Raw genomic sequence first — 24,708 nt, 5'->3', positions numbered from 1 at the left:
TCGGCCTTTAGCCCGGGTAATCCAGCAGGCCCTTGTCGATCCCCTCCCACGACGCCTTCAGCCGGCCGAGCAGCTCCGGCTCGTCCGGGGCGCGATCGGCCTGTTCGCGCTGGTCGGCGGCGAGGTTGTAGAGGTGGTCCTTTCCGTTCGCGTCCTGGTGGTACTTCCAGTCGCCGCGCCTGAGCGCCCGGTTGCCCCGGACCCGCCAGAACAGGTCCCGTTCGGGCAGTTCCTCGCCACGCAGCAGGTAGCCGGCCAGGCTCGCGCCGTCCAGGGGGTGGTCCGGGTCGGGGCGGGCGCCACCGAGCTCCAGCAGGGTCGCCGTCCAGTCGGGTGAGAAGTTCGGCTCGTGGCTGACCTGCCGGCCGTCGATGCGGGAGGGCCAGCGCACGATGGTCGGCACCCGGATCCCGCCCTCCAGGAGTTGGGACTTCTCACCGCTGAGCGGCCACTGGTACGACCAGCGCTCCCCGCCGTTGTCGCTGGCGAAGACGACGACGGTGTTCTCCTCCTGCCCGGACCGGCGCAGCGCCGTGAGCACCTCGCCGACGGCGGCATCGAGGCTCTCGACCATCTGCGTGTACTTGGCGACGGAGCCACCGTCGAAGTGGTTCAACGCAGAGATGAGTTCCGCCTGGTTCTTCGCGGACCGGATCTTCGCCTCGATCTCCGCGCCGGTCTCCTCGTCGCCCTCCGCGAGCCACGGCCAGTGCGGGGTGGTGAAGTTGAGGTTGAGCAGCCAGGGTGTGTCGTGATCGCGGCTCACGTAGTCGACGGCCCGCTCGGTCACCACGGTCGTGTAGTAGCGCAGGTCCTTGTACTCGGCGTCGCCCTCGTAGAGGTCGTAGTCGCCGAGCTGGCCGAGCTTGGAGTAGTACTCCAGGACACCACCGAAGTTGCCGAAGAACTCGTCCCACCCCGACTTGGTGGGGCTGTAGTCCGGCAGCCAGCCGCAGTGCCACTTGCCGATCAGCGCGGTGGCGTAGCCCGCCTTCTTCAACAGGGACGCCAGGGTGGGGTGTTGGGGGTCAAGACCCTGTGTCTTGTCGCCGACCGGCTCGGCAAGGCCGCCGGGCGTACGGCCCGGATACCGCCCGGTGTACCAGCTGAACCGGGTCGGCGAGCAGGTCGCGGAGCCCGAGTAGGCATCCGTGAACCGGACTCCCTGCCGGGCCAGCCGGTCCAGGTTGGGGGTCTTGATGTGCGGAGCGCCGTACGAGGACAGGTCGGCCCAGCCGAGGTCGTCACCAAGGATGACGAGGAAGTTGGGGCGCTTGCCAGGAGTGGCGGGGCGGGCCTTGAACGGGCGCTCGGCGGGGGCGGCCTGGCCATCTGTGGTCGCGGCTGTGGCGGTGGTCGTGCCGGCGACCGCGGTCACCGCGCCACCGCCGACGAGACCACCGAAGGCACGGCGGGATATCTCGGACATGCGCCACAGTTGATCAGCGGGTCACGCGCCCTGGACAGGGATAGCGCCCGGAGTTCATGAGACTGAAACACCTCCCCGGCGAACCCCTCTCAGCGGTGCCCGAGAGGTTGGCGGTGTCCGCCCCGGCTTGCCCCTCACCCGCACGTCAAGAGTTAGCGTCCGGGTCTGCCCAGCAGCTTCGGCTCCCGGAGGTACCCATGCCCGCACCGTCCACCGGCCGCGAAATTCGACTGGCCGCCGTCCCCGCCGGTCTGCCAGGACCGGAACACTTCACGGTCACCGAGGCCCCCGTCCCACGCCTCACGTCCGGCCAACTCCTCGTCCGCAACCGGCACTTCCTGGTCTTCCCGGGTCTGCGCACCCTGGTCTCCGCCGGGGCGAAGGACTTCCCGTTCCCGCCGCTGAAGCCGGGCGAGACCCTGTTCGGACCGGCGCTGGGTGAAGTGGTGGCGACGGGGCCGGATGTCGCCGACGTACGGCCCGGCGCCTTGGTGACACACATGCAGGGGTGGCGGGAGTACGCGGTGGTCGGCGCGGGTGCCGTGCATGCCGTGCCGGACGGGCACCCGGACCCGGTGGCGCTGCTGTCCACGGCGTCGGCCGCGTATGGGGCGCTGACCCGGCTGGCCGAACTGCGGCCCGGCGAGACGGTGTTGGTGACCGGTGCGGCCGGCGGGGTCGGCTCGCTCGCCGGGCAGATCGCGCGGCTGCTCGGCGCCGCGCGGGTCGTCGGCACCACCCGCAGCCCGGGCAAGGCCGCGCGGCTGCGGCAGGAACTCGGGTACGACGCCGTGGTGGTGCCCGGCGACGACGGGTCGGGTTCACTCGCCGAGGCCGCCCCTGACGGCTACGACGTGATCGTCGACAACGTGGGCGGCGAACAACTCACCACCGCCCTGGAGTTGACGCGCCAAGGCGCACGGGTCGCCGTGGTCGGCGCCCTGTCCGGACAGTTTGATCCGGCGCTGCCGGGCGGGAGTTCGCCGACCGTGATCGACACGTTCGCCCTGATCAAGCGCTCGGTGTCGCTGCTCGGCTATCAGACCGTGGACCATCCCGGAGTGGAGGAGGAGTGGCGCGAGCGGTTCGCCGACTGGCTGCGGGCCGGGCAGATCGCCTTCCCGCACACGGTGCTGCCGGGCATGGAACGCGCCCCTTCGGCGTTGCAAGAGCTACAGCAGGGGCGGCACTTCGGCACCCTGGTGGTGGAAGTCTGACCGACACGACGCGAAGAGGGTGGCCAGGATGCGGATCGGCGACGCGGCGGCAGCCGCCGGCACCACACCGCGTGCCCTGCGCTTCTACGAGGAGCGGGGGCTCCTGCCACCACCTCGGCGCACGGCGTCGGACCAACGGGCGTACACGGAACGGGACTTGGCCCGCATCCGCGTGGTGCGCCGGCTGCTCTCGCTCGGCCTGACCGTAGCGGACGTCCGGGCGTGTGCCGACCGTATCGACCTGCTGATCGCCGAGCCCGACCGCCGCTGCTCCGCGCCCGAGCCCGGCGCCGCACAGGGGGTCGTGGACCAGCGGATCGCCGCAATCGACGCCGAGATCGCCCGGCTCACCGCGCTGCGCGAGAGCCTGGCGGCACAGATCGCGACACCCGAGCCGGCTGCGTAACGGAGCGGGCGTCGGCCGCTACCCCGACCGGTGGGCACCGGTCCGTCCTGACCGGCACCCCAGGTCAGTCGGTTTCCGTCAGGGCGTCATGAGCGGCGGCCAGGATCCGTTCGGAGAGCGGGGAGCCCTTGGTGGCGCGGGCCAGGACGAGCGCGCCGAACAGGGTGCTCAGGCGGGCGAGGCCGTCCCGGTCGTCATCGCCGAGGAAGTCGGCGAAGTCGGCCACCCCCTCGGCATAGACACGGCGGGCCTCCTGGTCGTCGGGGGTGCGGGCGATGTCGGTGGCGAGCGCGGCGATCGGGCAGCCGCCCGCCGCGTTGTCGCGGTGTTCGACGGAGAGATAGGTGTCGATCAGCGTGCGCCGAGCGGTGTCGCGCTGCCCGGCGTGCCGACCGGCGCCCTGCCCGTCGTCCTGTTCGGGCCCGGCCGCGTACCGCTGGGCGAGCTCGTCGATCGCGTGGGCGGTGGCCTCGTCGACGAGTGCCTCCTTGGAAGCGAACTGCTTGTAGAAGGCACCGTGGGTCAGGCCGGCCGCCTTCATCAGGTCGGCGACGCTGACGTGCGTGCCCTGCTCCCTGAAGAGCCGGGAGGCGGTGTCCACGACCCGCCGGCGGTTCTCCTCCGCCTGCGCCTGCGATACCCGGCCCATGGCCACCTCCTGCGCGAAACCAGTTTGGATGTCGACTGGCATCTATCCTAATCCAGTGTTTAGATTGTCATCGTAATCTAAATTGGATGGACGCGGGCGGCCGGACGGCGCCCGCCGCAACCGGGAGCAGGATCAGACATGGAGCTCAAGAACGCGGTCGCGGTCGTCACCGGAGCCAACCGGGGACTCGGTCGGCATCTCGCCGCGCAGCTCGTGGAACGTGGCGCGACGGTCTACGCGGCGGCCCGCCGCCCCGAGACAATCGACCTGCCGGGTGTCACCCCGCTGCGCCTGGACGTCACGGACGAGGACTCGATCCGGGAGGCCGCCCGCATCGCCTCCGACGCGACGCTGCTGATCAACAACGCGGGCATCTCCACCGGCGCCACGCTGATCGACGGCGACCTGGGCGAGGTGCGCCGCGAGATGGACACCAACTTCTTCGGCCCGCTCGCCGCGACCCGCACCTTCGCCCCGGTCATCGAGGGCAACGGCGGCGGCGCCGTACTCAACGTCCTGTCCGTCCTGTCCTGGTACCACCCGGCAGGCCTGGGCTCCTACGCCGCCTCCAAGGCCGCCGCCTGGGCGCTGAGCGGCGCGAGCCGCGAGGAGCTGGCGCCGCGCGGCATCACCGTCTCCGCGCTGCACGTCGGGTACATGGACACCGACATGGCCGCCGCGGTCCCCGCCGACCAGAAGGTCTCCGCCTCCGCCGTCGCGGCCCAGGCCCTCGACGGCATCGAGACGGGCCTGCCCGAGATCGTCGCCGACGAGTTGACCCGGCAGGTCAAGCAGGGCCTGGCCATCGCGCCCCAGCCGGACGCCGCCTGAGCGCACCCGGAACGAGCGAAGGCCCCGGCCTCGGAGAAGTGCTTCGCCCAGATGAAGTGTGCGTGTCGCGGAGCACACACGTCGTACCCCCGCTCACCACCTCCGGCTACCGTCGCCCCAGTCGATGTCCGTCGCCCGAGGAGAGTCATGAGTCAGCCGACCTACGCTTCGCAGCAGACGGCCTTACGACGGCCCGGAGTTCTCGTCGTCACCGGTGGTACGGACGGGATCGGGCGGGCGCTTGCCGAGCGGCGGCTCGGGGAGGGTGACACGGTCGTCGTCATCGGGCGGGCGCGGGAGAAGGGCGAGGCGTTTCTCGCTCACGCCCGTGGGCTCGGCGCCGCGGGCCGGGCGCACTTCATCCGCGCCGATCTGGGGCTGCTCGCGGACAACCGGCGGGTGATCGACGAATTGCGCGGCGCCTTCCCGGTCATCGACACACTCGTGTTCTGCGCCCGCTACTACCGTTCCGACCGGGCGGAGACGGCCGAGGGCATCGAGGAGACGTTCGCGCACTTCTACCTGAGCCGGTATCTGTTCGGGCACGGACTGGCCGGCTCGCTGGGCCGGTCGGCGCACCCTGTCGTCGTCAATGTGGCCGGGCCGGGCGCCGGTCTGGACGTGATCCGGTGGGACGACCTGGAGTTCCGGGACGGGTATCACGGGGGTGCGGCGCTGGGGCAGGCCGGGAAGCTCAATGATCTGCTGGGGATGACGTCCGCCGGGCGGTACGCCGACGCCGGGCTGCGCTACGTACTCGTGCATCCCGGCGCGACCGTGACCAGCATCGCCGGCCAGTACGACGAGGCGACGCTCCGGCACATCGAGGACATGCAGCGCACCGCGAAGCCGATCGCGCAGGCGCTGGAGCCGATCGCCGCCGTCATCGACCGTCCGCCCCGGCAGCCGCTCAGCGCGTTCGTCGAGGGGCTCGAACTCGACGTGCACACGGGGGACTTCGACCCGGCGGCCGCGCAACGGCTCGACGCGTTGACCGAGGCGTTCCTCAAGGACGCGTCGGCATGAGGCTGCCCTGCCGCGGCGGGCGCGTCAGTCCGCCGCGGGGGGCTCGGCCCCGTAGGCGTGCAGGAAGGTGTCGACCGCGGCGTCGGCCAGCTCGCGCAGTTCCGCGGGGCCGATCCTGCGGGTGCCGAGCCGCGAGCGGACCTCCAGCGGGCCGGTGATCAGGGCGAGGAGCTGCTCGGCCGCGAGCTCGGGGTCGCAGGGGCGCAGCCGGCCCGAGACGGTGAGGCGGGACAGCCGGTCCGCCAGTGCCTCGCTGATCCGCAGCGAGGTGCAGCCCTGGACGACCTCGATCAGGTCGGGGAACCGGGCCACCTGCGCGTAGGTCAGCCAGCGCAGCGAGCGTGAGCGCTTGTCGCAACAGGAGCGGGCGAGGCGGAGCGCGACCTCGGACAGCGCCGCGCGCAGGTCGTCGCCGGGCGAGCGGAGCCGGTCGAGCACGTCGATGTTCTTCTGCATCACGGCCTCCGCCTCCGCCGTGAGGCTGGCCCTGAACAGGGCTTCCTTGTCCGTGAAGTGGTTGTAGACCGTCGGTTTGGCGACGCCCGCTTCCTCGGCGATCTGCTGCACCAGTGTCTGCGCGTAGCCGTGGGTGGCGAAGACGTCGAACGCCGCGGCGAGGATCGCGTTCCGTTTGTCGATGCGCCCGCGCGGGGGCGTCTTCGCTGCTGGTGCCGCTGCGGATGCCATGTCCCCAGGGTAACCGTCGACCTCTCCGAGTGAACCCGTGGATACAGATTCCCTGACCCGCCTGTTGCGTTACTCGTGAGATTGATAGATTGAACCCGCTGGTTCAGTTTGAGAGTGCCGACGTGCGTCAGTGGAGATCAGGAGAGCCATGACCAACCCTCTGGAAGACAAGCTCGATCCGGCCTTGCGCCGGACGATCGGTGTGATCCTCATCGGCGGGATCATGGGCATCCTCGACAGCTCCATGACCGCCGTCGCGGTGGACACCCTGTCCACCAAGTTCGACGCCTCGATCAGTACGACCGGCTGGGTCTCCACCGGCTATCTGCTGGCACTGACCGTGACGATCCCCGTCACGGCCTGGGCGGTCGACAAGGTCGGCGGCAAGAAGCTGTGGCTGTCAGGACTGGTGCTGTTCATGGTCGGCTCCGTCGCCTCGGGGCTCGCCTGGGACATCGGGAGCCTCATCGCCTTCCGTGTCCTGCAGGGCTTCGGCGCCGGACTCCTCGATCCGCTGATGCTCACCCTGCTGGCGCGCGCCGCGGGGCCGACCCGGATCGGCCGGGTGATGGGTGTGATGGGCATCGTCAGCTCGACCGGCCCCGTCCTCGGCCCGATCGTCGGCGGTGTCATCCTCCAGGGCCTCGAGTGGCGCTGGATGTTCTTCGTGAACGTGCCGATCGTGATCGTCGCGTTCCTGCTCGCCCGCCGCAATCTGCCCGCCGACTCCCCCGGTGAGCAGGCCTCCGTGGGCAAGCTCGACGTGGTCGGGGTCGCACTCATCGGCCCGGGTGTCGCCGTCGGCGTACTCGCCCTGTCGGAGGTCGCGCTCCGCGGCACGTTCACCACCTGGCAGGTGCTGCTGCCGCTGGCCGCCGCCGTCGTGCTCCTGGCCGGCTACGCGGTGCACGCACTGCGCAAGCGCGAGACACCACCGCTGATCGACCTGCGGCTGTTCAAGCGCGGCAGCTTCACCGCGAGTGTCGTCGCGGCGGCCATCCTGGGCATCGCCACGTTCGCCAGCATTTTCGTGATCCCGCTCTACTACCAACAGGTCCGCGGCACCGGCGTGTTCGAGGCCGGTCTTCGGCTCGCCCCGTTCGGCGTCGGATCCGCGCTGGTGATGCCGCTGGCGGGCCGGCTGTCCGACCGCTGGGGCTCGCGCAATCTCGCCCTGACCGGCGCGGTGATCGCGCTCCTCAGCTCGCTGGCGTTCTCCCGGTTCGACGCCGACACCAGCCAGTTCTGGCCGCTGCTGGCCGCGTTCACACTCGGTATCGGCACGGGTTCCGCCGGAGCGCCGGTCATCGGCTCCGTCTACCGGACGCTGCCGCCCGCACTCGTCCCACAGGGCAGTTCCGTGCTGTACATGCTCAATCAGCTCGGGGCGTCACTCGGTATCGCCCTGGTGGCCCTGCTCATGCAGAACGCCGGAGTGGACCGCCCCGTCGCCGGATTCCAGCACGCGTACGTGGCCGTCATCGCGGCGCTGGCCGTCATGATCGTTGCGGCCTTCTTCATCCCGGGGAAGGCCACTCACCCGCCCACGCCCCCCGAAGGACCGGACGACGCTGAGGTCCCCCCGGCCGCCGCCCAGGTCGGCGGCGAACAGTCCGCCAGGTGAGCGGTGGTGTGTCAGGACAGCCCGTCATGGAAGGTGATCCCCTTTGTCCGAGCCGTGGATCGACATCCTCCTCGCACCGGAACGCGACCGGCTGTCCGTCGCGGAGGTCTGTCGGCGCAACGGAATCTCCCGCAAGACCTTCTACGTCTACCGTGACCGGTTCCGCGCCCTGGGCCCGGACGGTCTCGCCCCGCGCTCGCGCCGCCCGCTGAACTCCCCGCTGCGGACCGCGCGTTCGACGGAGCAGCTCATCATGCGGATCCGCGACGCACACCCCGGTTGGGGCGCCCGTCGCATCCGGGGCGAACTGGTGCGGCGGGGCGTCTCGCCCGTGCCGGCCGTGTCGACGGTGCACGCGATCCTGCGCCGGGGCGGTCCGCCGACCGCCGTCCGGGAGCCCGCGGGAAGCGCCGCGGGCAGCGCGCAGGAGTGCGTACGGGCCTGATACCGGCCGAAGCAGCGGGTGGGCCCACCGGAACGATCGGTGGGCCCACCCGCTGCGTTGCACCCGGCAGCCGCTACCAGGTCACCGGCAGCCTGTTCACACCGAACACCAAGGCGTCCTCCCGGTATTCGACGGCCTCGAAGTCCACGTCGAGACGGAGCCCGGGCAGGCGACGCAGCAGGGCCGGGAGGGCGATCTGCAGTTCCAGGCGCGCCAGTTGCTGGCCGATGCACTGGTGGGCGCCGTAACCGAACGCGAGATGCGCCACCGGATCCCGCCGGACGTCGAGCCGGTCGGGGCCGTCGGGCACCAGGTCCTTTCCGTGGTTGGCGGCCAGTGTCGACAGGACGACCCGCTCGCCCGCCTTGACCGGCTGCCCGCCGAGGTCCAGGTCGGTGTCGGCCTGACGCACCAACGGCGGCGCCACGGACAGCAGCCGCAGCAGTTCCTCGACGGCGTCCGGCGCCGCCTTCTCGTCGTCGCGGACGACCGCCAGTTGCTCGGGGTCGCGCAGCAGCGCGAGGGTACTCATGCCGATCATGCTGGACACGGTCTCGTGGCCCGCGACGAGGATGCTGTTGCCCATGCCGATCAGTTCGTCGTCGCTGAGCACACCACCATGCTTGCGGATCAGGTCGCCGAGGATGTCGTCACCGGGCCGCTCGCGCTGCCGACGGATCAGGTCGCCCATGTAGGCGGCCATGGCCGCGAAGTTCTCCAGTTGGTCGTCCAGGGTGTTGGCGACATCGGTGCCGGTGGCGCTGCGGCGCTGGATGTCGTCGCGGTCCTCCAGCGGGATACCGAGCAGTTCGCAGATGACGAGCAGCGGGACCGGTCCTGCGAACGCCTCGATCAGGTCGGCGCCGCGGCCGGCCTGCTCCAGGTGGTCGAGCTGGGCCTCGATGATGCGCGTGATGGCGGGCGTGAGGGACCTGACCCGCTTGACGGTGAACGCGCCGGTGAGCATCCGCCGGTAGCGGGCGTGCTCCTCCCCGTCGTAGTTGAGCAGGATCCCGGGCTGGTTCATCACGGTGCGCGGGCCGGTGCGGTCGAAGGCGAAGCCGGCCTCGTACCGGGGGTCGGACAGGACCTGGCGGGCGTCGGCCGCCCGGGTCACCAACACCGCGTCGAACGCGCCGAGTTGGGGATTGCTCACCGGTACCCGGGGAATCTCCGGGTCCTCGCGTACGCGTTCCAGTTCCGCGTCGGGCCGGAACGGGCAGCCTGCGGGGCGCCGGTTGTTGGGCAGGGGTACGGAACCCGTCATGGCGGGCCTCCTCTGGGTTGCGGGACATGCGGATCTGCGGGTTCAGGCTTGGCCGGACAGCGGCGCGGCCGGCTCGGGCCCCACGGCCTCGTGGAGCAGCCCGCGGGCCGTTCGGAGGCGGCCCGGGGAGTTCCAGCCGATGACACCGACGAGCCGCCCCGCCGTCTCGGCATGGGCGACGAACCGGCGGCTGTCGAGCGTGCCTTCCACGATCCGGATCGAGGACCGCGCGGGCACGGTCCCGTAGACCTGGATGCGGACCCGGTACTGGTCGGACCAGAAGTACGGCACGGGCCGGTAGCGGGCGACGGCGCCGAGGATGTCCGCGGCCACGAACATCGCCTGCTCGGTCGCGTTCGTACGGTTCTCCAGGCGTACGCCGCGCTCGGCGGCGCCCGAGGCGCCGAACCGGGCGACGTCACCGACCCCGTACACCCCGTCCGCCGCACGGCACCGGTCGTCGCAGACCAGCCCGTCGTCCACGGTGAGACCGCTGCCGGCCAGCCAGTCCGTGGCGGGGCGGGCACCGACGGCGACCACGACCACGTCACCCGGCACCACTTCACCGGAGGCCGTGCGCACCCCGGTGACCCGGCCGTCGGCTCCGACCAGGCCCGCCACCGGTGTCGACGTCAGCATGCGGACACCGTGCTCGGTGTGCAGCCGGGCGAGCTCAGCACCGATCGTGGGCCCGAGCAGCCGTTCCATGGGGTGTGGGGCGGGTTCGAGCAGCGTCACGGGCCGGCCGAGGCCCCGGACCGTCGCGGCGATCTCGCAGCCCAGCACTCCGGCACCCACGACGACCGTCCGTCGGGCGGTACGCAGGTCGTCGCGGAGCCGGGCGCTGTCGTCCAGGGTCCGCAGGGTGTGCACACCGGCGAGTTCGGCCTGGCCGGGGAGGCGACGGGCGTGCGCCCCGGTCGCCACGACGAGCCGGCCGTAGCGCAGGGCTTCGCCGTCGCGCAGGGTGATGCGGCGCCGTGCCGCGTCGAGGGCGACGGCCGGCTGTCCGAGGCGCAGGTCGAGGTCCAGGCCGTCGAGTTCGGGGCGCTCGCGCAGCCGGGTGCGGGCCGGCGGCCACTGGCCGGAGAGCACTTCCTTCGACAACGGCGGCCGGTCGTAGGGCAGTTCGCGCTCGTCGCCGATCAGCGCGAGCGAGCCGCGGAAGCCGCGCCGCCGCAGCGCCTGCGCCACCGTGAGACCGCCCACAGAAGCTCCGACGATCACCACGTCGGCGCCCGCCGCCCCTTCAGACTCCGCCCCCTCCGACTCCGCCACGTCCGCCACGCTCACGTCCCGCTCACGAGGCGGATGGCGGCAGCCGGGCACAGCAGCGCCGCCTCCTCGACGGCTGCCCGGACACCGGCCGGGGGCCGTGGGTCGAGGAGGACGACGACGCCGTCGTCCTCCCGCTGGTCGAAGACCTCGGGGGCCGCCACGACGCAGTGTCCCGCGGCGACGCAGCGGTCCTCCTCGGTGCTGATGCGCAGCGTCCCGGGCTCGTTCGGCGAGTTCATCGGAGCTCCTCGATGACCTTGGCGAACGCCTCCATCTCGGGTTCGAGCACACTGAAGTAGGTCAACCCGAACCGTTCGCCGCGCTCGCGGAGCTGGTCGGCGCAGTCGCGGGGCGAGCCGATGAGGATCGACGGGAGTTGGGCGAGTTCGGCGGCGTCGAGGTCGAGGTTGTTCTGCCACACGTCGGTGACGTCGCCGAGCGGCCCCGACGGCAGCACGCGGTGGATCGGAACGTTGAGTTCGACGTCGCGGGCGCGGTCGCCGAGCAGCGCGCGCACCTCGTCGACCTGCCGGGTGATCTCGTCGAGTCCGCCGAGCCGCAGCCCTTCGCCGTCGCGTACGGGAACGGTACCGGTGAACCCGATGATGTCGGCGTGCTCGGCGGCCAGGCGAAGCACTCGGCGGCCCCGACCGGCGATCATCAGCGGCGGTCCGTGCGGCTGGTCCGGTGGCGGGGTCAGCCCCGCGCGGCCGGGCCCGCCCAGGATGCGGCGCAGCTCCTCGACGGTGCGCTCCAGGTGGTCGACGCGTTCGCGCGGCGCCGACCAGGGCAGGCCCGCCGCGTCGAACTGCGCCTTGTCGTAGCCCGCTCCGAGGCCTATCTCCACGCGGCCGCCCGTGTAGTGGTCGACGGTCGCGATGTCCCGGGCGAGGACGGTGGGGTTGTAGAACTGCGTGTTGAGGACGAGCGTGCCGACCCGGATCCGTTCGGTGGCCTCGGCGGCGAGCGCGAGGGTCGTCATGGGGGCGGGCATGCCGAGGTGGTCGGAGACCGACACGACGTCGAAGCCGAGGCTCTCCGCCTGGCGTGCCTTGGCCACCCAGTCCGCCCGTGTGCGGGGGGTGAACACGCCGAGGCCGAAGCGCAGGGGCCGGTTGTGCAGGCTGGTCACGGGGGAACCCTTCTGTCGGATGCGCCGAACCCGGAGGTGTCAGCGCTGATAGGGGCGCAGGGCGCGGGCGGTGCGCAGGGCGTCGGCCCACCAGACGAGCCGGCTCAGCATGGTCTTCGCGGCGACCTCGCTCTCCTCGGCGTCCCGGGGGCGGCCGCCGTCGAACTTGTTCCAGGCCTGGTGGAAGATGAGCGACTCGCGCAGCGGCACGGCGTGGAGTTCGGTGAAGACATGGCGCAGATGGGCGACGGCCCACAGGCCACCGCTCATTCCGCCGTAGGAGACGAAGCCGACGGGCTTGGCCGCCCATTCGTCGAAGATCCAGTCGATGGCGTTCTTCAGCGCGGCGGGGATCGTGTTGTTGTACTCGGGGGTGACGACGACGAACGCGTCGGCCCTGCCGAGGCGTTCGGCCAGGTCGTCGCGGAGCCGGCCGGTGGCTTCGTCCGGCGCGTCGCCGGGCGTGGCCAGTTCCATCGGCAGCGGGTAGTCGATCAGGTCGATCGATTCGACGGCCACGTCGTCGCGTTGGGCGGCCTGCTCGGCGAACCAGTGGGCGACGGTGGGGCCGAAGCGGCCGGCGCGGACGCTGCCGACGATGACCGCCACGTGCAATGGCCCGGTGGGCGGAGTCGGGGTCGACGGGTGCTCGGTCATGTCGGTTGGCTCCCTGGGATGGAAGGGCTGCGGGGACCGGTGAGGGCGACGGCCAGTCCCGCGGCCCCGGCCAGCGCGATCACGAGCAGGGCGGGGCGCGGGCCGTCGCCGTGGGTGAGCAGGGCGGCGACCAGGGGCAGCAGCACGATGCCGCCGAGCTGGACGCCCGTCTGGTAGAGCGGCACGGCCGAGCCGCGCTCCTGCGGTGAAAGGCCTTGCGTCGCCTGCAGGTTGAGCGCTGCAAAGGCGAGCACGAACGCGGCGCCGACCAGCAGGAGCGTCGGCAGCAGCACGGTCGCGTAGGGCCCGCTCGTGGGCCGCAGCAGGAGCAGCAGCTGTCCGGCGAACGCGGCGGCGGCGCCCGCCGCGATGGGCCCTCGGGTGCCGAGCCGCGCGCTCAGCCGTCCCCCGAACGCGGCCGACACCGCGAGCGGCACACAGGCCGGCAACAGAGCGAGAGCCAACTGCCATGATTCCCAGCCGAATTGGTCGGTGACGCGGAACGTGATGAGCAGCAGCAGACTGGCGTACGTGCCGTTGAGACTGGCCGCGACGAGCGCGGAGCGGAGCAGCGCGCGATGTCCCACGAAAGCCCGGGCCGACCGCCGCGCGCTCCGGCCGCCGGCGCTCGGGATCACCCGTAGGCCCCACACCAGCAGGACCAGCGCGACCGGCGCCGGGAACAGGAAGGTCAAGCGCCAGCTCAGCGGCGTCAGTACTCCGGACAGCAGCAGGCCGAGTGTGAACCCGCAGGCGCCGAACAGTGAGTACACGGACACCGCCCGGCGCAGGCGCGGGCCTTCGGGGAAGGTGGCGCCGATCAGGGTAAGGCCCGCCGGTGCGGTGAGCGCGGCGCAGCCGCCCTTGACGACGCGCGAGGCGATGAGCAGCCAGAGTGTGTCGCTGAGCCCGCCGGCCACCGACGCCAGCGCGAAGACGAGCAGCGCGACGAGATAGCAGCGGCGCAGCCCCCATCGGGCCGTGAGCCGCGGGCCGATGAGCAGGAACGCCGCGAAGCCGAGCGCGAAGCCGGTCATCAGCCACTGCACCGTCCAGATGGACAGCCGCAGGTCGGTGGCGATCGACGGCAGGGCGACGAGCACCACGGACACCTCGATGGCGTCGAGGACCATGTTCCCGGACAGGACGAACAGCATCCGGCCCCCGCGGTCCTCGCGCGCCGGGGTGGCGAGGGTCTCAGCCACCGGTCCGCACTCCGGCGGGCTCCGTACCGAGATGTTCGGCGAGCAGGACGGGCAGCCGTTCGCTGATCAGCTCGATGTTGCGTACGACGAGGTCGTCGGGCATGCCCGCGACGCTCGCCCAGAAGATCAGGTGGCGTACGGGAAGTCCCTTGGTCCGCTCGACGATCCGGGCCGCGGCGGCCTCGGGCGTGAGGATCTCCAGGAGCGAGAAGGAGCCGTCCTCGTTCGGCCGCTGCGGGAACTCGTCCGCGCTGAGCAGGGGCGGGCGCGGCAGGTCGGTGCCCTCGACGGAGCCCTGCATGTAGCTGTTCATCTGGTGGGCGACATGGGGTGCGACCCGTGGCCAGGCGGCCTCGGGGTCGTCGGCCAGGATGATGGGGAGCAGATCCGACACCCGTGCCGACTCCGGGTCGTGTCCGCCTTCGGCGAGGCCTTCGCGGTAGTGGCCGTACATCTCGTGGGAGATGTGCAGCAGTCCGATGCCGAGGCGCCCGGCGAGGCGTGCGCCTCGTGGGCCGTAGAACCCGCCCCACAGGGGTACGGGCGACTGGAGGGGGCCCGGGGTGACGCCGCCCTCGTCCCAGAGCCGCCGTATCTCGCGCACGTTGTCGCCGACCTGGCCGATGCGCCGGTCGAAGTCCGCGCCGTACAGGTCGTATTCGGGTACGCGGTAGCCGGCGCCGACGCCGAGTTCGAGGCGGCCGCCGCTGATGAGGTCGACGACGGCGGCGTCCTCGGCGATCCGGGCGGGGTGATGGAGGTTCGGCAGGAGCACCGAGGTGCCGATGCGTACATGGCGGGTCCGGGCCGCGGCCGCGGCGGCGAAGGTCAGGGGCTGCGGCAGGTAGCCGTCGTCGAACAGGTGGTGCTCGGTGAACCAGATGCCGCCGGCGCCGCGCCGGTCCGCCTCCTCGCAGTACTCCAGGGAGCGGGCGTAGTGGTCGGCCCACGGGCGGTGCCACTGGGCGGGGTTGCGCAGGTCGAAGAGAAGTCCGACGTCCATCCTCAGGTCTCCGTTCGGGTGGCGCGGCTCGGGCGGGCGCCGTGGTGGTCGGGCACGGTGGCGAACACGCGGGCGACGAGCGCGCGCAGGTCTCCGGTCTCGTCCGGTTCCCCTGCCGCGTGCGCGGCGGGGCGGGACGGGGGCGGCGGCCAGGGGACGCGGGCGGGTGTCATGGGCGGTCACGCTCCTTGTCGGGTGGGCGGGCTGCGGGGCGGTCAGCCCAGCAGGGTGCCGCCGCTCGCGTCGATGAACGCCCCGGTGACCCAGCGGGCGTCGGGCGAGGCGAGGAAGGTCACGACGTCCGCCACGTCGACGGCCTCGCCGACGCGCTTGAAGGCGGAGAACTGTGCCATCTGCTCGACGGCCTCGGGGATGTCGAAGAGCGCGCTGCCGTTGTTGGTGATGCCGGGCGCGACGCTGTTCACGGTGATGCCCCGGGGTGCGAGGTGCCGTGCGAAGTGCAGGGAGATCTGCTCGACGGCCGCCTTGGTCATGGCGTAGGCGGCCTGGTCGGGGCTGGCGAACCGGGTGAGGCCCGAGGAGATGTTGATGATGCGGCCGTTCTCCCGCAGCAGTCCCAGGGCGCGCTGGACGATGAGGAAGGGGGCCTGGGCGTTCACCGCGAAGAGCCGGTCGAGGTCCTCTGCTGTGACGTCCTCGGGCTGCACGCCTGCCGGGGTGGTGATGCCCGCGTTGTTGACCAGGATGTCGAGTGCGGTTTCGCCGGTCCGCTCCTTCAGCCCCTGCTCCACGCCGAGGAAGAGTTCGTGCACGTCGCCGGGCACGCCGAGTTCGGCGCGGACCGTGAAGGCGCGGCCGCCGTCGCGTTCGATCAGCTCGACGGTGTGGCGGGCGGCGTCCTCGCCGGTGGAGTAGTGGACGGCGACGAGGGCGCCCTCGTCGGCGAGGCGCCTGGCGATGGCCCGGCCGATGCCCCGGCTCGACCCTGTCACCAGTGCCGTCTTGTCGGTGAGCCTGCTCATGGTGTGCGTCCTCTCGGTTGTCCGTGTGTCGGGGTCGGTGCTCGTGGTGGCGTCGGCGGGCGCGGCCAGGCCGCTGATGGACCGGGCCAGGCGGTGGCGTACGGGCGCCAACCGGAGGAGTTCGCCGACGAGTTCGCGCAGCGGATCCACCTCGGCGCCGCCGAGCAGCAGGAACGACTGGGCCTGGATGTCGGTGAGGGTGCGGGCGCCCGCCGTCCTACGGAGCTGGTCGTAGGTGTCGAGGGCACCTCGGTCGTGCGGGTCGGCCAGGTGTGCGGCGAGCCGGACACCGAGTTCGGCGGCGTCCTGGAGGCCGAGGTTGAGGGCCTGTCCGCCGACGGGCATCTGTACGTGGGCGGCGTCCCCGGCGAGCAGGACCCGGCCCTTGCGGTAGCGGGTCGCCTGGCGGCGTGTGTCGTCGAAGGCGTTGAGCCACGTCGGCCGTCCGTGGCCGATGTCCTCGCCCGTCACCTCGGCCCAGGCGGCTGTGATCTCGTCGAATGCGGGCGGTCCTGTGCGCCGGCGGGGCGCGGTGCCGAAGATGTGCACCATCACGCGGGTGCTGCCGTCCGGCCAGCGGTGGGCGGTGGCGAGGCCGCGGGAGTGGCGTTCGAAGCGGCGGTCCGGGATGTGCAGGCCTTCGACGTCGGCCCTGAGCATCTCGCGTCGGGCGTCCGTTCCGGCGAAGTCGAAGCCCCCCAGCCGGCGTACGGTGCTGTCGCCGCCGTCGCAGCCGATGACGTGGGAGCAGGTGAGGCTCTCCCGGCGGCCGTCGGCACCGACCGCCTCGACGGTCATGCGGCCCCCGGTGTCGCGCAGGGCGACGAGGCGCAGGCCGCGCCGGACGACGGCGCCCAGTTCTGTGGCCCGTTCCTGGAGTACCGCCTCAAGGCGGGTCTGCGGGCATTTCCACTGTCCGGCGTACGGGTGGCCGGGGTCGGCCGCCGTGAGGTCGAGCGGCATGCCGCCGAAGTGGCCGGGGCCGCCGCCCGGCAGCTCGCCGAGCCGTGCCAGGACGCCGCGCCGCTCCAGCAGTTCCATGGTGCGGGTGTGCAGGGTGGAGGCCCTGGACTCGGTCATCGGCTCGGTGAGCCGCTCCACGACGACCGTCGGCACGCCGTGGGTGCGCAGGTCCCCCGCGAGGAGCAGCCCGACAGGACCGGCGCCGACGATCACCACTGTGTCGTCGGCCATGGGTCAGCGCCGCGCTTCCGCGTAACTCTTGGCGTGCTCCAGGGTGGCCCGGCTGTTGGCGCCCAGTGCCTTGCGGACGAAGTCCCGTGCGTCGGGCACCCCGGCGTCCGGACCGAGGACCTTGGTGATGTTGTCGGGGTTGAGTACGACGGTGTGCTGGGAGTCGGCGGTGACGCCGCCGTCGTCGTCCGTGCGGAACTCCCAGTACCCGGTGTGCAGGGCCATGAGCGCCGGCAGCGTCGTCTGCTTGTACGCGATCTTCTGGTGGGGGAAGCAGACCCGTACGGACTCCGTGGTGTGGGTGCTGCCGTCGACGGCCTTGGTGTCCATGCGCAGGACCTGGAGTCCGGGAGTGTCCTCGGTGAGCCGGACCTCGCTCACGTGCGGCAGCCGCTCGGTCCATCGGTCGGCCTCGTTCACGAAGTCGTACAGGTCCTTCGCGGAGCCCTCGACACGGACCGAGTCGACGAACGACAGGGTCAACTCGGCCTGCGCCGCGGCCTGTTCGAGGCCTTCTTTGAGACCGGGGAGTTCCTCGCGGCTGTTGCGGTCGACGGCCTGGTCGATCCAGGTCAGCCCGTCGGGGTCGTCGTCGATGGCGCGGTAGGTGTGCAGGAGCCGGAGCCGGGTCTCGTCCGGGCCCTGGGGTTCGGCGATCCAGGTGCCGCTCATCTCCGCGACGGGCGGTGCGGAGACCTCCTGGCGGAACGTGATGCGCAGTGCCTCGGGGTCGAGTTCGCGCAGCGAGGTCCAGTTCTTCGCCTCGCCGTTGGCGGTGGCCCAGATCCGGATGCGTTCATGGTGGGCCTCCCGCTCCAGGTACTCGACGTGAACGTTCGGCGGGAAGAGACGCGGCCAGTTCTCCACCTCGGCGAGCAGCCGGTACACGTCGGTGGCCGGGGCGTGCACGGTGATGCCGTGTTCGACCTCACGGACGGTCATGGGTGAATTCCCTTCAGCGGTCGGTGACTTCGGTGGTGGGCTCAGAAGTTGCCGAGGCCGCCGCAGACGTTGAGGGCCTGCGAGGTGATGGAGGCGGCGGTGTCGGAGGCGAGATAGCCGACGAGTCCCGCGACCTCCTCGGGCGTCGAGTAGCGGCCGAGCGGGATCTTCGCCTGGAACTTGGTGCGGATCGCGTCCTCGGAGGTGTCGTAGGCGGCCGCGTAGCCCTGGCGCACGCGCTGGGCCATGGGTGTCTCGACGTAGCCGGGGCAGACCGCGTTGACGGTGATGCCGGTCGGCGCGAGTTCGTTGCCCAGCGCCTTGGTGAAGCCGACGACTCCGTGCTTGGAGGCCGAGTAGGGGGCGCCGAGCACGACACCCTGCTTGCCCGCGGTGGACGCGATGTTGATGATCCGGCCGCGGTCCTTGCCGCGCATGCCGCCGGTGTTCAGGGCGGCGCGGGTGACGAGGAAGACGCTGGTGAGGTTGGTCGCGATGACGTCCTCCCAGAGCTCGTCCTCGATGTCCGCCGTGACACCGCCGCCGGAGCGGCCCGCGTTGTTGACCAGGACGTCGAGCGGCCCGAACCGGGCGACGGCGGCCCGCACGATCCCCTCGACCTGCTCCTTGGAGCGGACGTCGCCGGTGGCGCCGTCGACGTCGAGGCCCTCGTTCTGGAGGGACTTGACCGTGTCCGCGACCGACTGCGCGTCGCGGGCGCAGAGGAAGACCCGGTGGCCCTGTTCGGCCAGGAGCCGGGCGGCGGCCAGGCCGATACCGCTGGTGGCGCCGGTGACGAGGGCGACGCGCGCCGCCTTGTCATGGTTGTCCGACATGGCTCGTCCTCCGGGTCAGGCGGTCGCGGCGGTCAGGTGGCTGTTGACGAGGTCGATGAGCCGGCGCGGCGTGCTGGCCTCGGCCAGCGCCTCCTCGTCGAGGCTGATCCCGTGGGTGCGCTCGATGCGTCCTGCGGTCTCCAGGAGCGCCAGCGACTCGTAGCCGAGCTGCTCGAAGTCGCTGTCGAGGATGTCGCCCGCGAGGTCGACGTTCTCGTCGGTTCCCGCGGCCTCCAGAAGGACGGTCCTGAGGTCGTTCAGGGTGAATGCGCTGGCTGACATGTCAGGCCTTTCGTACGGGAGTTGAGGGTTCGGCGGCGCGCACGACCATCGCGGAGTTGAAGCCTCCGTGGCCGCGGGCGAGGACGAGGGCCGTGCGCGGCGCGGCGGGGCGTGGGGCGCCGGTCACCAGGTCGATGTCGTACGCCGCGGAGAGCACGGTTCCTGTGGTGGGCGGGATGACGCCGTCGCGCAGGGAGAGCAGTGCGGCGGCGAGGTCGAGCGGGGCGGCCCCCGAGTACAGGCGGCCCGTCGTCGTCTTCGGCGCGGTCACCGGCACGCCGCGCACACCGAACACCTTGGTGATCGCCTCGGCCTCGGTCCGGTCGAGATCCGGAACCGCGGCGGCGTCGGCGAAGACCACGTCGATGTCGTCGGGCGTCAGGTCGGCGTCGGCGAGGGCCAGTTCGATGGCGCTCTGCAGGGCGGGATCGCGGTCGCTGCCGGGCCGGGGGTCCATGGTGGAGGCGTAGCCCGCGATCTCTCCGTAGATGTGTGCGGCGCCGCGCTCCCGGGCGTCGTCGGCGTTCTCCAGGACGAGGAGCGCTCCGCCCTCTCCGGGTACGTGTCCGGCGGCGCGGTCGTCGAAGGGGAGGTAGGCGCGCTCGGGGTCGTCGCCGGTGTTCAGGCGTCCGCTGGTCAGCTGTGCCACCCAGCCCCAGGGGCAGATGGAGGCGTCGACGGCGCCGGAGATCACCATGCGGGTGCCCTTGCGGATCTGCCGGCGGGCCTGGGCGACGGCGTCGAGACCGCCGGCCTGATCGCTGACCACCACGCTGCTCGGCCCGCGCAGTCCGCCGCGGATCGATATCTGGCCGCTGTTGACGGCGTAGAACCAGGCGAACGACTGGTAGGCGCTGACGTACTGGCCGCCCTGGCTCCACAGCGCCCGCAGTTCGTTCTGTCCGAACTCGAAGCCGCCCGAGTGGCTCGCCGTGATGACACCGACGTCGTAGTCGGGCAGCTCGGCCGGGATCACGCCCGCGTCCGCGAACGCCCAGTCGGCGCCGACGAGGGAGAGCCGGGTCATCCGGTCGGTCTGCGGCAGCAGTCGGCCCGGCAGATGTTCGGCGGCGTCGAAGCCGCTGATCTCGCCTGCCAGGCGCGCCGGGTATCCGGACGCGTCGAACCGGGTCACCGGGCCGATGGCGCCGCGTCCTGCGAGGGTCGCCGCCCAGTACTCCTCGACGCCCAGGCCGGTCGGCGCGAGCACGCCGAGCCCGGTGACGAGTGTGCGTCGCGTCATCGCTGCTCCCGCTCGGGGTCGGCGAGCACGATCGCGCTCTGGAATCCGCCGAACCCGCTGCCGACCGAGAGGACCGCGTCGGTGAGCTGGTCGCGGGCCGTCAGCGGCACGTAGTCCAGATCGCACTCGGGGTCGGGCGTGTGCAGGTTCGCGGTCGGCGGTACGACGTCGTGGACCATGGCGAGCGCGGAGGCGGCCACCTCGATGGACCCGATGGCGCCGAGGGAGTGCCCCACCATCGACTTGATGGAGCTGACCGGGGTGCGGTACGCGTGATCGCCCAGGCTGCGCTTGAAGGCGGCCGTCTCGTGCCGGTCGTTCTGCTTGGTGCCCGAGCCGTGGGCGTTGATGTAGTCGATGTCGGTCGGGTTCATCCGGGCCTCGTCGAGCGCGACCCGGATCGCTTCCGCCATCTCCTTGCCGTCGGGGCGCAGGCCCGTCATGTGGAAGGCGTTGGAGCGGGTCGCGTAGCCAGCCACCTCGGCGTAGACGCGGGCACCGCGGGATCGGGCGCTGTTCAGCTCCTCCAGGACGAACACGGCGGCGCCCTCGCCCAGGACGAAGCCGTTGCGGCTCGCGTCGAAGGGGCGGGAGGCGTGTTCCGGGTCGTCGTTGCGCGGGGTCGTCGCCTTGATCGCGTCGAAGCAGGCGACGGTGATCGGGGAGATCGGCGCGTCGGACGCGCCCGCGATCATGACGTCGGCGGTGCCCTCGCGCACCAGGTCGGCGGCGTAGCCGATCGCGTCGAGGCCGGAGGTGCAGCCCGTCGAGACGACGGTGGCGGGGCCTTCGGCACCGACCGCCCAGGCCACCTCGGTCGCGAAGGAGCTCGGCACCATGAAGTTGTAGAGGTGCGGCACCGCGTAGGTGTGGTCGACGAGTTCCAGGCGGCCGTCGTCGCTGACGGTCCGGTACTCCTGGTCGAGGCCCATCGTGGCGCCGACCGCGCTGCCGATGGTGACGCCGGTGCGGCGGGGGTCCAGGGCTTCGAAGGCGAGGCCGCTGTCGGTCACCGCCTCCCGCGCGGTCACCACGGCGAACTGCGCTGCCCGGTCCATCCGCCGGATCTCCTGCGGTGTCAGGCCGGCCAGTTCGGGGTCGAAGTCGACCTCGGCGGCCACCTGCGAACGGAACGGCGAGGGGTCGAAGGTGGAGATGCGGCGGGTCGCGGTGCGGCCGTCGGTGAGCAGGTCCCAGAATGCCTTGGCCCCGACGCCCCCCGGTGCGCTCACGCCCACTCCGGTGATGACGACCCGTCGCTCGCCCGCGCTGCCCATGACGTTCCCCATCACGCGCCCCACTCGTAGAAGCGATGTGCCATGGCGTCGGCGGGTGAGCGCCAGGTCGCCGGGTCGTACGCCTCGATGTACGGCTTGAGGTCCTGGCTGATCGCGGTGAACCGCGGATCGGTCTTGGCGTCCTCTATGCGTCCCGCGCCGTCGTCCTCGTCGAAGTCCTGAAGGTGGAAGTAGAGGCCGCGGTAGGCGAAGAGCTGGCGGCGGCGGGTGCCCATCCGGGCGGGCATGTCGGTGTGATCGAAGGCGCCGAAGAGCTCGGCGACGTTCTCGGCGGAGGCCGGGGTCATCCGGGCCACGATCAGAGTGCTGTGCATGGTTCTCCTTGGTCGCTTGTGCGGCGGGGGCTCATGCGGCGTGCGCTCATGCGGCGGGCGCTCGTGCTGACAGGGCCGGACGGCCGGGGCCGAACCAGCGGGTCAGCGTCATGGGCAGGTCGTGGTGGCTGCCGGGTGCGGCCCACGCGACATGTCCGTCGGGGCGCACGAGCACGCCCGTGGTCCCGGTCGGCGGGCCGGACTCCGGGAGGCCGCGCGCAGTGGCTGTCACCACGTCGATGAGGTGGTTCCAGGGCCGGGCGCGGCGGCGCAGCCCGGCGCTGTCGTCGAGGTCGAGAAGCAACCCGCGTCCCCGGCGCAGCAGTTCGGTGGAGGTGGTGGCCCGGCGCCCGTCGTGCAGGGCGAGTTCGGGCAGCCGGGCGCCGAGCAGCGGGTGCCGTCCGCCGCCGACGTCGTAGCGGATGTCGAGGCCGCTGGCCCGTTCGGCGAGCCGGCGGGCCACCTCGTCGATGTCGAGGAGGGAACCGAGCACGTCACGCAGCGGTGCCACGTCGTCGCCACCGAGGATCAACAGGCTCTGGGCGCGGGTGTTGGCGAGCAGTCGGCGGCCGACCTCGTGGCGCTCCTCGTGGTAGGTGTCCAGGAGTGTCCCGGGGGCGGTGCCGCGGACCACCGCGGCGAGTTTCCAGCCCAGGTTGACGGAGTCCTGCAGCGAGGTGTTCATGCCCTGCCCGCCGGCCGGGAGGTGGATGTGGGCGGCGTCGCCGGAGAGCAGCACCCGGCCGCGTCGGTACTCGGTGGCCTGCCGGGCGGCATCGGTGAAGGCGCTGAGCCAGACGGGCCGTGCGGCGGAGATGTCGACGTCGGTGAGGCGCTTGAAGACGTCAGCGACCTCACTGAACTCCGGCGGCCCCGTACGCCGCACCGGGGGCGCGCCGCGCTCGGCGGCGATGATCCGGGTGATCCCGTCGGGCAGTTGCGCCACCATGACGAGGCCGCCGGCCGACGGGTCCGCGGTCATCTTCGGTGCGAGGTCCACTCCGCGCAGGTCGGCGACGAACAGCTCGGTCGTCGCGGGCGTGCCGGGGAAGTCGAAGCCGGTGAGTTTGCGGACCGTGCTGCGGCCTCCGTCGCAGCCGACGACGTAGCGTCCGCGCAGGGCACGGTCGGCGTCCTTGACGGTGACGCTCACCCCGTCGGCGTCCTCGGTGAGGCCGGTGACCTCCTGGCCCCGGCGGATGTCCGCGCCCAACTCGCGTGCCCAGGCTTCGAGTACGGCCTCGGTGCGGGACTGCGGGACGGTGCGGGCGGCCTCGTGCGCGGCACCGAGGATCGTGAGGTCGAGCGGCAGACCGCCGAAGTGCCCGGCGGTGCTGGTCTCGATGCCGCCGAACCGGGGCAGCAGTCCCCGCTGGTCGAAGATCTCCATGGTGCGGACGGTGAAGCCGATGCCGCGGGACTGGCCGGTGGGCCGTTCCAGGCGTTCGAGCACGATGACGTCGACGCCGGCGAGCCGGAGTTCACCGGCCAGCATGAGTCCGGCGGGGCCTGCGCCGACGACGATGACAGAGGTGTCCTGGTCATCCGTACGGTTCATGCGATCCCCCTAGAGGTAGGCCGAGTTGGGTTCCAGGCCGCACAGGGACCGGCCGTAGAGCTCCACGTTGACGCCGGGCGTGATCATGGCGTGCAGGGTGGCGGCGTGCAGGTCCCGCTGGATCCGGGTGATGGGCACGTCCTGGTGGATCGAGGAGCCGCCGCTGGCCTGCGCGAGGATGTCGACGGCCTTCTTGCACTGCTGGGCGATCCAGCCGATCTGCACCCGGGAGGCGACCCGCTCGTCGGTGCTCCACGACTCGCCGCGCTCGGTCTTGCCCGCGATCAGGTCGGCGAAGCGATGGGCGCGGTTCTCGGCGTCCTCGATGAGCAGGGCGGCCTCGCCGACCTGGAGGTGGGTGAGCGGGGCCTCGCGCTGGCTCGGGTAGTCGGTGTACGTCATCGGGCGGCCGGGGAGCCGTTCGAGGAACGCGGACAGTGCGTACCTGGCGGCGCCGAGGAGCTGGCCGACCTGGATGGCGTTCGTGGTGACGAGGACCGGGACGCCGTAGGCGGGCTTGGCGGCGTTGGCCAGGGACCTGCCGCCGCTCTGGTAGAAGTCGGCGCCGGTGATGACCCGGTGTTCCGGGACGAAGACGTCCTCGGCCACGGTGGTGACACTGCCGGAGCCGCGCAGCCCCGTGGTGTACCAGTCGTCCTTGATCCGCAGGTCGGAGACGGGGACGAGGCAGAAGAGCGGGATCGCGGGCCCCGTGGTGTCCTCGGGCATCGCGACGTTGATCTTCCACTGGCTGTGCAGGACGCCGCTGTTGAAGCTCCAGCTGCCGTTGAGGACATAGCCGCCCTCGGTGCGGCGGGCGGTTCCGGTGGGCGCCGTGGTGCCGCTCACCCGCACCTGGGGGTCGGTGTACACCTCGTCGAGCGCCTCGTCCGGCCACAGTCCGGTCATCCAGCCGAGCGAGGCGTACACGGAGAGGCAGAAGGCGACGGAGCTGTTGCCCCTGGCCACCTCGGCGAGTACGTCTACGTAGGCGCGGATGTCCGACTCGTATCCGCCGTACTGCGCCGGCACCTGCATCTTCAGCAGCCCGGAGTCCTCGATCGCCTCGATGACGTCGTCCGGCAGCCGCCGGTGCTCGTCGATCCACAGGGCGCGCGAGCGCAGCAGGGGCACCAACTTGGCGGCGGCATCGACGAGTTCGGCGCGACTCGGGGCGGTGCGGTGCGGCATCAGATCCTCCG

Annotated in this window: 26 protein-coding genes; 6 read left to right on the top strand and 20 right to left on the bottom strand. The window is 71.7% G+C overall.

What is annotated here, in order from left to right; all coding sequences use genetic code 11:
- Positions 1-7 precede the first annotated feature (7 nt).
- A complete protein-coding gene (locus tag OKJ99_RS08490) occupies positions 8-1,429 on the bottom strand; it encodes a sulfatase family protein (protein ID WP_326015223.1) in 1,422 nt (473 codons plus the stop codon).
- 197 nt (positions 1,430-1,626) lie between these two features.
- Here OKJ99_RS08490 and OKJ99_RS08485 point away from each other — a divergent pair, with 197 nt between their 5' ends.
- Together OKJ99_RS08485 and OKJ99_RS08480 are read left to right on the top strand one after the other, a co-directional pair.
- The gene (locus OKJ99_RS08485; RefSeq protein ID WP_326015221.1) at positions 1,627-2,646 is read left to right on the top strand and encodes an MDR family NADP-dependent oxidoreductase; all 1,020 of its coding nucleotides are present in this window, start codon (positions 1,627-1,629) and stop codon (positions 2,644-2,646) included.
- Between the two features lie 28 nt (positions 2,647-2,674).
- Positions 2,675-3,052: a MerR family transcriptional regulator gene (locus OKJ99_RS08480; RefSeq protein WP_326015219.1), complete on the top strand. Its 378-nt coding sequence runs from the start codon at positions 2,675-2,677 to the stop codon at positions 3,050-3,052.
- Between the two features lie 64 nt (positions 3,053-3,116).
- Here the strand turns inward: OKJ99_RS08480 and OKJ99_RS08475 are convergent, their stop codons facing one another.
- The gene (locus tag OKJ99_RS08475) at positions 3,117-3,701 is read right to left on the bottom strand and encodes a TetR family transcriptional regulator (protein ID WP_326015218.1); all 585 of its coding nucleotides are present in this window, start codon (positions 3,699-3,701) and stop codon (positions 3,117-3,119) included.
- A gap of 138 nt (positions 3,702-3,839) precedes the next feature.
- Between OKJ99_RS08475 and OKJ99_RS08470 the strand changes: the two genes are divergently transcribed.
- The gene (locus OKJ99_RS08470) at positions 3,840-4,532 is read left to right on the top strand and encodes an SDR family oxidoreductase (protein ID WP_326015217.1); all 693 of its coding nucleotides are present in this window, start codon (positions 3,840-3,842) and stop codon (positions 4,530-4,532) included.
- A gap of 147 nt (positions 4,533-4,679) precedes the next feature.
- The gene (locus tag OKJ99_RS08465) at positions 4,680-5,558 is read left to right on the top strand and encodes an SDR family NAD(P)-dependent oxidoreductase (RefSeq protein ID WP_326015216.1); all 879 of its coding nucleotides are present in this window, start codon (positions 4,680-4,682) and stop codon (positions 5,556-5,558) included.
- 24 nt (positions 5,559-5,582) lie between these two features.
- On the opposite strand, the gene OKJ99_RS08460 is transcribed toward OKJ99_RS08465, so the two are convergent.
- Positions 5,583-6,245 carry a TetR/AcrR family transcriptional regulator gene (locus tag OKJ99_RS08460; protein WP_326015215.1) on the bottom strand — a complete coding sequence of 221 codons (663 nt, stop codon included), beginning with the start codon at positions 6,243-6,245 and terminating at the stop codon, positions 5,583-5,585.
- 148 nt (positions 6,246-6,393) lie between these two features.
- On the opposite strand from OKJ99_RS08460, the gene OKJ99_RS08455 reads away from it, so the two are divergent.
- Together OKJ99_RS08455 and OKJ99_RS08450 are read left to right on the top strand one after the other, a co-directional pair.
- Complete coding sequence (locus OKJ99_RS08455) at positions 6,394-7,869, top strand: MDR family MFS transporter (RefSeq protein ID WP_326015214.1); 1,476 nt, start codon at positions 6,394-6,396, stop codon at positions 7,867-7,869.
- A 43-nt stretch (positions 7,870-7,912) separates the two neighbouring features.
- Entirely contained in the window at positions 7,913-8,314 is a 402-nt protein-coding gene (locus OKJ99_RS08450; protein ID WP_326015213.1) for a helix-turn-helix domain-containing protein, read from the top strand.
- A 73-nt stretch (positions 8,315-8,387) separates the two neighbouring features.
- On the opposite strand, the gene OKJ99_RS08445 is transcribed toward OKJ99_RS08450, so the two are convergent.
- The 17 genes from OKJ99_RS08445 to OKJ99_RS08365 are packed head-to-tail and all read right to left on the bottom strand — an operon-like array spanning position 8,388 to position 24,697.
- Positions 8,388-9,581 (bottom strand): cytochrome P450, encoded by a 1,194-nt coding sequence (locus OKJ99_RS08445; RefSeq protein ID WP_326015212.1) that lies wholly within the window; start codon positions 9,579-9,581, stop codon positions 8,388-8,390.
- A 42-nt stretch (positions 9,582-9,623) separates the two neighbouring features.
- A complete protein-coding gene (locus OKJ99_RS08440; RefSeq protein WP_326015211.1) occupies positions 9,624-10,874 on the bottom strand; it encodes an NAD(P)/FAD-dependent oxidoreductase in 1,251 nt (416 codons plus the stop codon).
- The gene (locus OKJ99_RS08435; RefSeq protein WP_326015271.1) at positions 10,871-11,071 is read right to left on the bottom strand and encodes a ferredoxin; all 201 of its coding nucleotides are present in this window, start codon (positions 11,069-11,071) and stop codon (positions 10,871-10,873) included. The genes OKJ99_RS08440 and OKJ99_RS08435 overlap by 4 nt, the downstream gene beginning before the upstream one ends.
- A gap of 23 nt (positions 11,072-11,094) precedes the next feature.
- On the bottom strand, positions 11,095-11,991 hold the full coding sequence (locus tag OKJ99_RS08430) for a TIGR03621 family F420-dependent LLM class oxidoreductase (RefSeq protein ID WP_326015210.1): 897 nt from the start codon (positions 11,989-11,991) through the stop codon (positions 11,095-11,097).
- A gap of 39 nt (positions 11,992-12,030) precedes the next feature.
- A complete protein-coding gene (locus tag OKJ99_RS08425) occupies positions 12,031-12,648 on the bottom strand; it encodes an NADPH-dependent FMN reductase (RefSeq protein ID WP_326015209.1) in 618 nt (205 codons plus the stop codon).
- Positions 12,645-13,853 carry an MFS transporter gene (locus OKJ99_RS08420; RefSeq protein WP_326015208.1) on the bottom strand — a complete coding sequence of 403 codons (1,209 nt, stop codon included), beginning with the start codon at positions 13,851-13,853 and terminating at the stop codon, positions 12,645-12,647. The genes OKJ99_RS08425 and OKJ99_RS08420 overlap by 4 nt, the downstream gene beginning before the upstream one ends.
- On the bottom strand, positions 13,846-14,856 hold the full coding sequence (locus OKJ99_RS08415; RefSeq protein ID WP_326015207.1) for an LLM class flavin-dependent oxidoreductase: 1,011 nt from the start codon (positions 14,854-14,856) through the stop codon (positions 13,846-13,848). The genes OKJ99_RS08420 and OKJ99_RS08415 overlap by 8 nt, the downstream gene beginning before the upstream one ends.
- A gap of 2 nt (positions 14,857-14,858) precedes the next feature.
- Positions 14,859-15,029 (bottom strand): hypothetical protein, encoded by a 171-nt coding sequence (locus OKJ99_RS08410; RefSeq protein ID WP_326015206.1) that lies wholly within the window; start codon positions 15,027-15,029, stop codon positions 14,859-14,861.
- A gap of 42 nt (positions 15,030-15,071) precedes the next feature.
- The gene (locus tag OKJ99_RS08405) at positions 15,072-17,033 is read right to left on the bottom strand and encodes an SDR family oxidoreductase (protein ID WP_326015205.1); all 1,962 of its coding nucleotides are present in this window, start codon (positions 17,031-17,033) and stop codon (positions 15,072-15,074) included.
- A gap of 3 nt (positions 17,034-17,036) precedes the next feature.
- Positions 17,037-17,975, bottom strand: coding sequence for an aromatase/cyclase (locus tag OKJ99_RS08400; protein ID WP_326015204.1), 939 nt, complete (start codon positions 17,973-17,975; stop codon positions 17,037-17,039).
- A gap of 41 nt (positions 17,976-18,016) precedes the next feature.
- Positions 18,017-18,811, bottom strand: a complete 795-nt coding sequence (gene fabG / locus OKJ99_RS08395; RefSeq protein ID WP_326015203.1) for a 3-oxoacyl-ACP reductase FabG — start codon at positions 18,809-18,811, stop codon at positions 18,017-18,019.
- Between the two features lie 15 nt (positions 18,812-18,826).
- Positions 18,827-19,093: an acyl carrier protein gene (locus tag OKJ99_RS08390; RefSeq protein WP_326015202.1), complete on the bottom strand. Its 267-nt coding sequence runs from the start codon at positions 19,091-19,093 to the stop codon at positions 18,827-18,829.
- A 1-nt stretch (position 19,094) separates the two neighbouring features.
- Positions 19,095-20,336 (bottom strand): ketosynthase chain-length factor, encoded by a 1,242-nt coding sequence (locus OKJ99_RS08385; protein ID WP_326015201.1) that lies wholly within the window; start codon positions 20,334-20,336, stop codon positions 19,095-19,097.
- Positions 20,333-21,625 carry a beta-ketoacyl-[acyl-carrier-protein] synthase family protein gene (locus OKJ99_RS08380; RefSeq protein ID WP_326015200.1) on the bottom strand — a complete coding sequence of 431 codons (1,293 nt, stop codon included), beginning with the start codon at positions 21,623-21,625 and terminating at the stop codon, positions 20,333-20,335. Before OKJ99_RS08380 ends, OKJ99_RS08385 begins: the two co-directional genes overlap by 4 nt.
- Entirely contained in the window at positions 21,625-21,948 is a 324-nt protein-coding gene (locus OKJ99_RS08375; protein WP_326015199.1) for a TcmI family type II polyketide cyclase, read from the bottom strand. Before OKJ99_RS08375 ends, OKJ99_RS08380 begins: the two co-directional genes overlap by 1 nt.
- Positions 21,949-21,994: 46 nt before the next feature.
- Positions 21,995-23,506 (bottom strand): FAD-dependent monooxygenase, encoded by a 1,512-nt coding sequence (locus OKJ99_RS08370; protein ID WP_326015198.1) that lies wholly within the window; start codon positions 23,504-23,506, stop codon positions 21,995-21,997.
- A gap of 9 nt (positions 23,507-23,515) precedes the next feature.
- Positions 23,516-24,697, bottom strand: coding sequence for an acyl-CoA dehydrogenase family protein (locus tag OKJ99_RS08365; protein ID WP_326015197.1), 1,182 nt, complete (start codon positions 24,695-24,697; stop codon positions 23,516-23,518).
- Positions 24,698-24,708 lie beyond the last annotated feature (11 nt).

The sequence above is a fragment of the Streptomyces endophyticus genome, from assembly GCF_035798155.1.
Taxonomy (GTDB): Bacteria; Actinomycetota; Actinomycetes; order Streptomycetales; family Streptomycetaceae; genus Streptomyces; species Streptomyces endophyticus.
This window is presented reverse-complemented; position numbering and strand designations above follow the sequence as displayed.

Bases quoted from the DNA above. Each gene is read 5' to 3' on its own strand.
- OKJ99_RS08400 (WP_326015204.1), bottom strand. From the start codon at position 17,975: ATGACCGTCCGTGAGGTCGAACACGGCATCACCGTGCACGCCCCGGCC.
- OKJ99_RS08375 (WP_326015199.1), bottom strand. From the start codon at position 21,948: ATGCACAGCACTCTGATCGTGGCCCGGATGACCCCGGCCTCCGCCGAG.
- OKJ99_RS08390 (WP_326015202.1), bottom strand. From the start codon at position 19,093: ATGTCAGCCAGCGCATTCACCCTGAACGACCTCAGGACCGTCCTTCTG.
- OKJ99_RS08365 (WP_326015197.1), bottom strand. From the start codon at position 24,697: ATGCCGCACCGCACCGCCCCGAGTCGCGCCGAACTCGTCGATGCCGCC.
- OKJ99_RS08370 (WP_326015198.1), bottom strand. From the start codon at position 23,506: ATGAACCGTACGGATGACCAGGACACCTCTGTCATCGTCGTCGGCGCA.
- OKJ99_RS08425 (WP_326015209.1), bottom strand. From the start codon at position 12,648: ATGACCGAGCACCCGTCGACCCCGACTCCGCCCACCGGGCCATTGCAC.
- OKJ99_RS08405 (WP_326015205.1), bottom strand. From the start codon at position 17,033: ATGGCCGACGACACAGTGGTGATCGTCGGCGCCGGTCCTGTCGGGCTG.
- OKJ99_RS08480 (WP_326015219.1), top strand. From the start codon at position 2,675: ATGCGGATCGGCGACGCGGCGGCAGCCGCCGGCACCACACCGCGTGCC.
- OKJ99_RS08455 (WP_326015214.1), top strand. From the start codon at position 6,394: ATGACCAACCCTCTGGAAGACAAGCTCGATCCGGCCTTGCGCCGGACG.
- fabG (WP_326015203.1), bottom strand. From the start codon at position 18,811: ATGTCGGACAACCATGACAAGGCGGCGCGCGTCGCCCTCGTCACCGGC.
- OKJ99_RS08385 (WP_326015201.1), bottom strand. From the start codon at position 20,336: ATGACGCGACGCACACTCGTCACCGGGCTCGGCGTGCTCGCGCCGACC.
- OKJ99_RS08380 (WP_326015200.1), bottom strand. From the start codon at position 21,625: ATGGGGAACGTCATGGGCAGCGCGGGCGAGCGACGGGTCGTCATCACC.
- OKJ99_RS08475 (WP_326015218.1), bottom strand. From the start codon at position 3,701: ATGGGCCGGGTATCGCAGGCGCAGGCGGAGGAGAACCGCCGGCGGGTC.
- OKJ99_RS08465 (WP_326015216.1), top strand. From the start codon at position 4,680: ATGAGTCAGCCGACCTACGCTTCGCAGCAGACGGCCTTACGACGGCCC.
- OKJ99_RS08490 (WP_326015223.1), bottom strand. From the start codon at position 1,429: ATGTCCGAGATATCCCGCCGTGCCTTCGGTGGTCTCGTCGGCGGTGGC.
- OKJ99_RS08445 (WP_326015212.1), bottom strand. From the start codon at position 9,581: ATGACGGGTTCCGTACCCCTGCCCAACAACCGGCGCCCCGCAGGCTGC.
- OKJ99_RS08460 (WP_326015215.1), bottom strand. From the start codon at position 6,245: ATGGCATCCGCAGCGGCACCAGCAGCGAAGACGCCCCCGCGCGGGCGC.
- OKJ99_RS08410 (WP_326015206.1), bottom strand. From the start codon at position 15,029: ATGACACCCGCCCGCGTCCCCTGGCCGCCGCCCCCGTCCCGCCCCGCC.
- OKJ99_RS08470 (WP_326015217.1), top strand. From the start codon at position 3,840: ATGGAGCTCAAGAACGCGGTCGCGGTCGTCACCGGAGCCAACCGGGGA.
- OKJ99_RS08485 (WP_326015221.1), top strand. From the start codon at position 1,627: ATGCCCGCACCGTCCACCGGCCGCGAAATTCGACTGGCCGCCGTCCCC.
- OKJ99_RS08415 (WP_326015207.1), bottom strand. From the start codon at position 14,856: ATGGACGTCGGACTTCTCTTCGACCTGCGCAACCCCGCCCAGTGGCAC.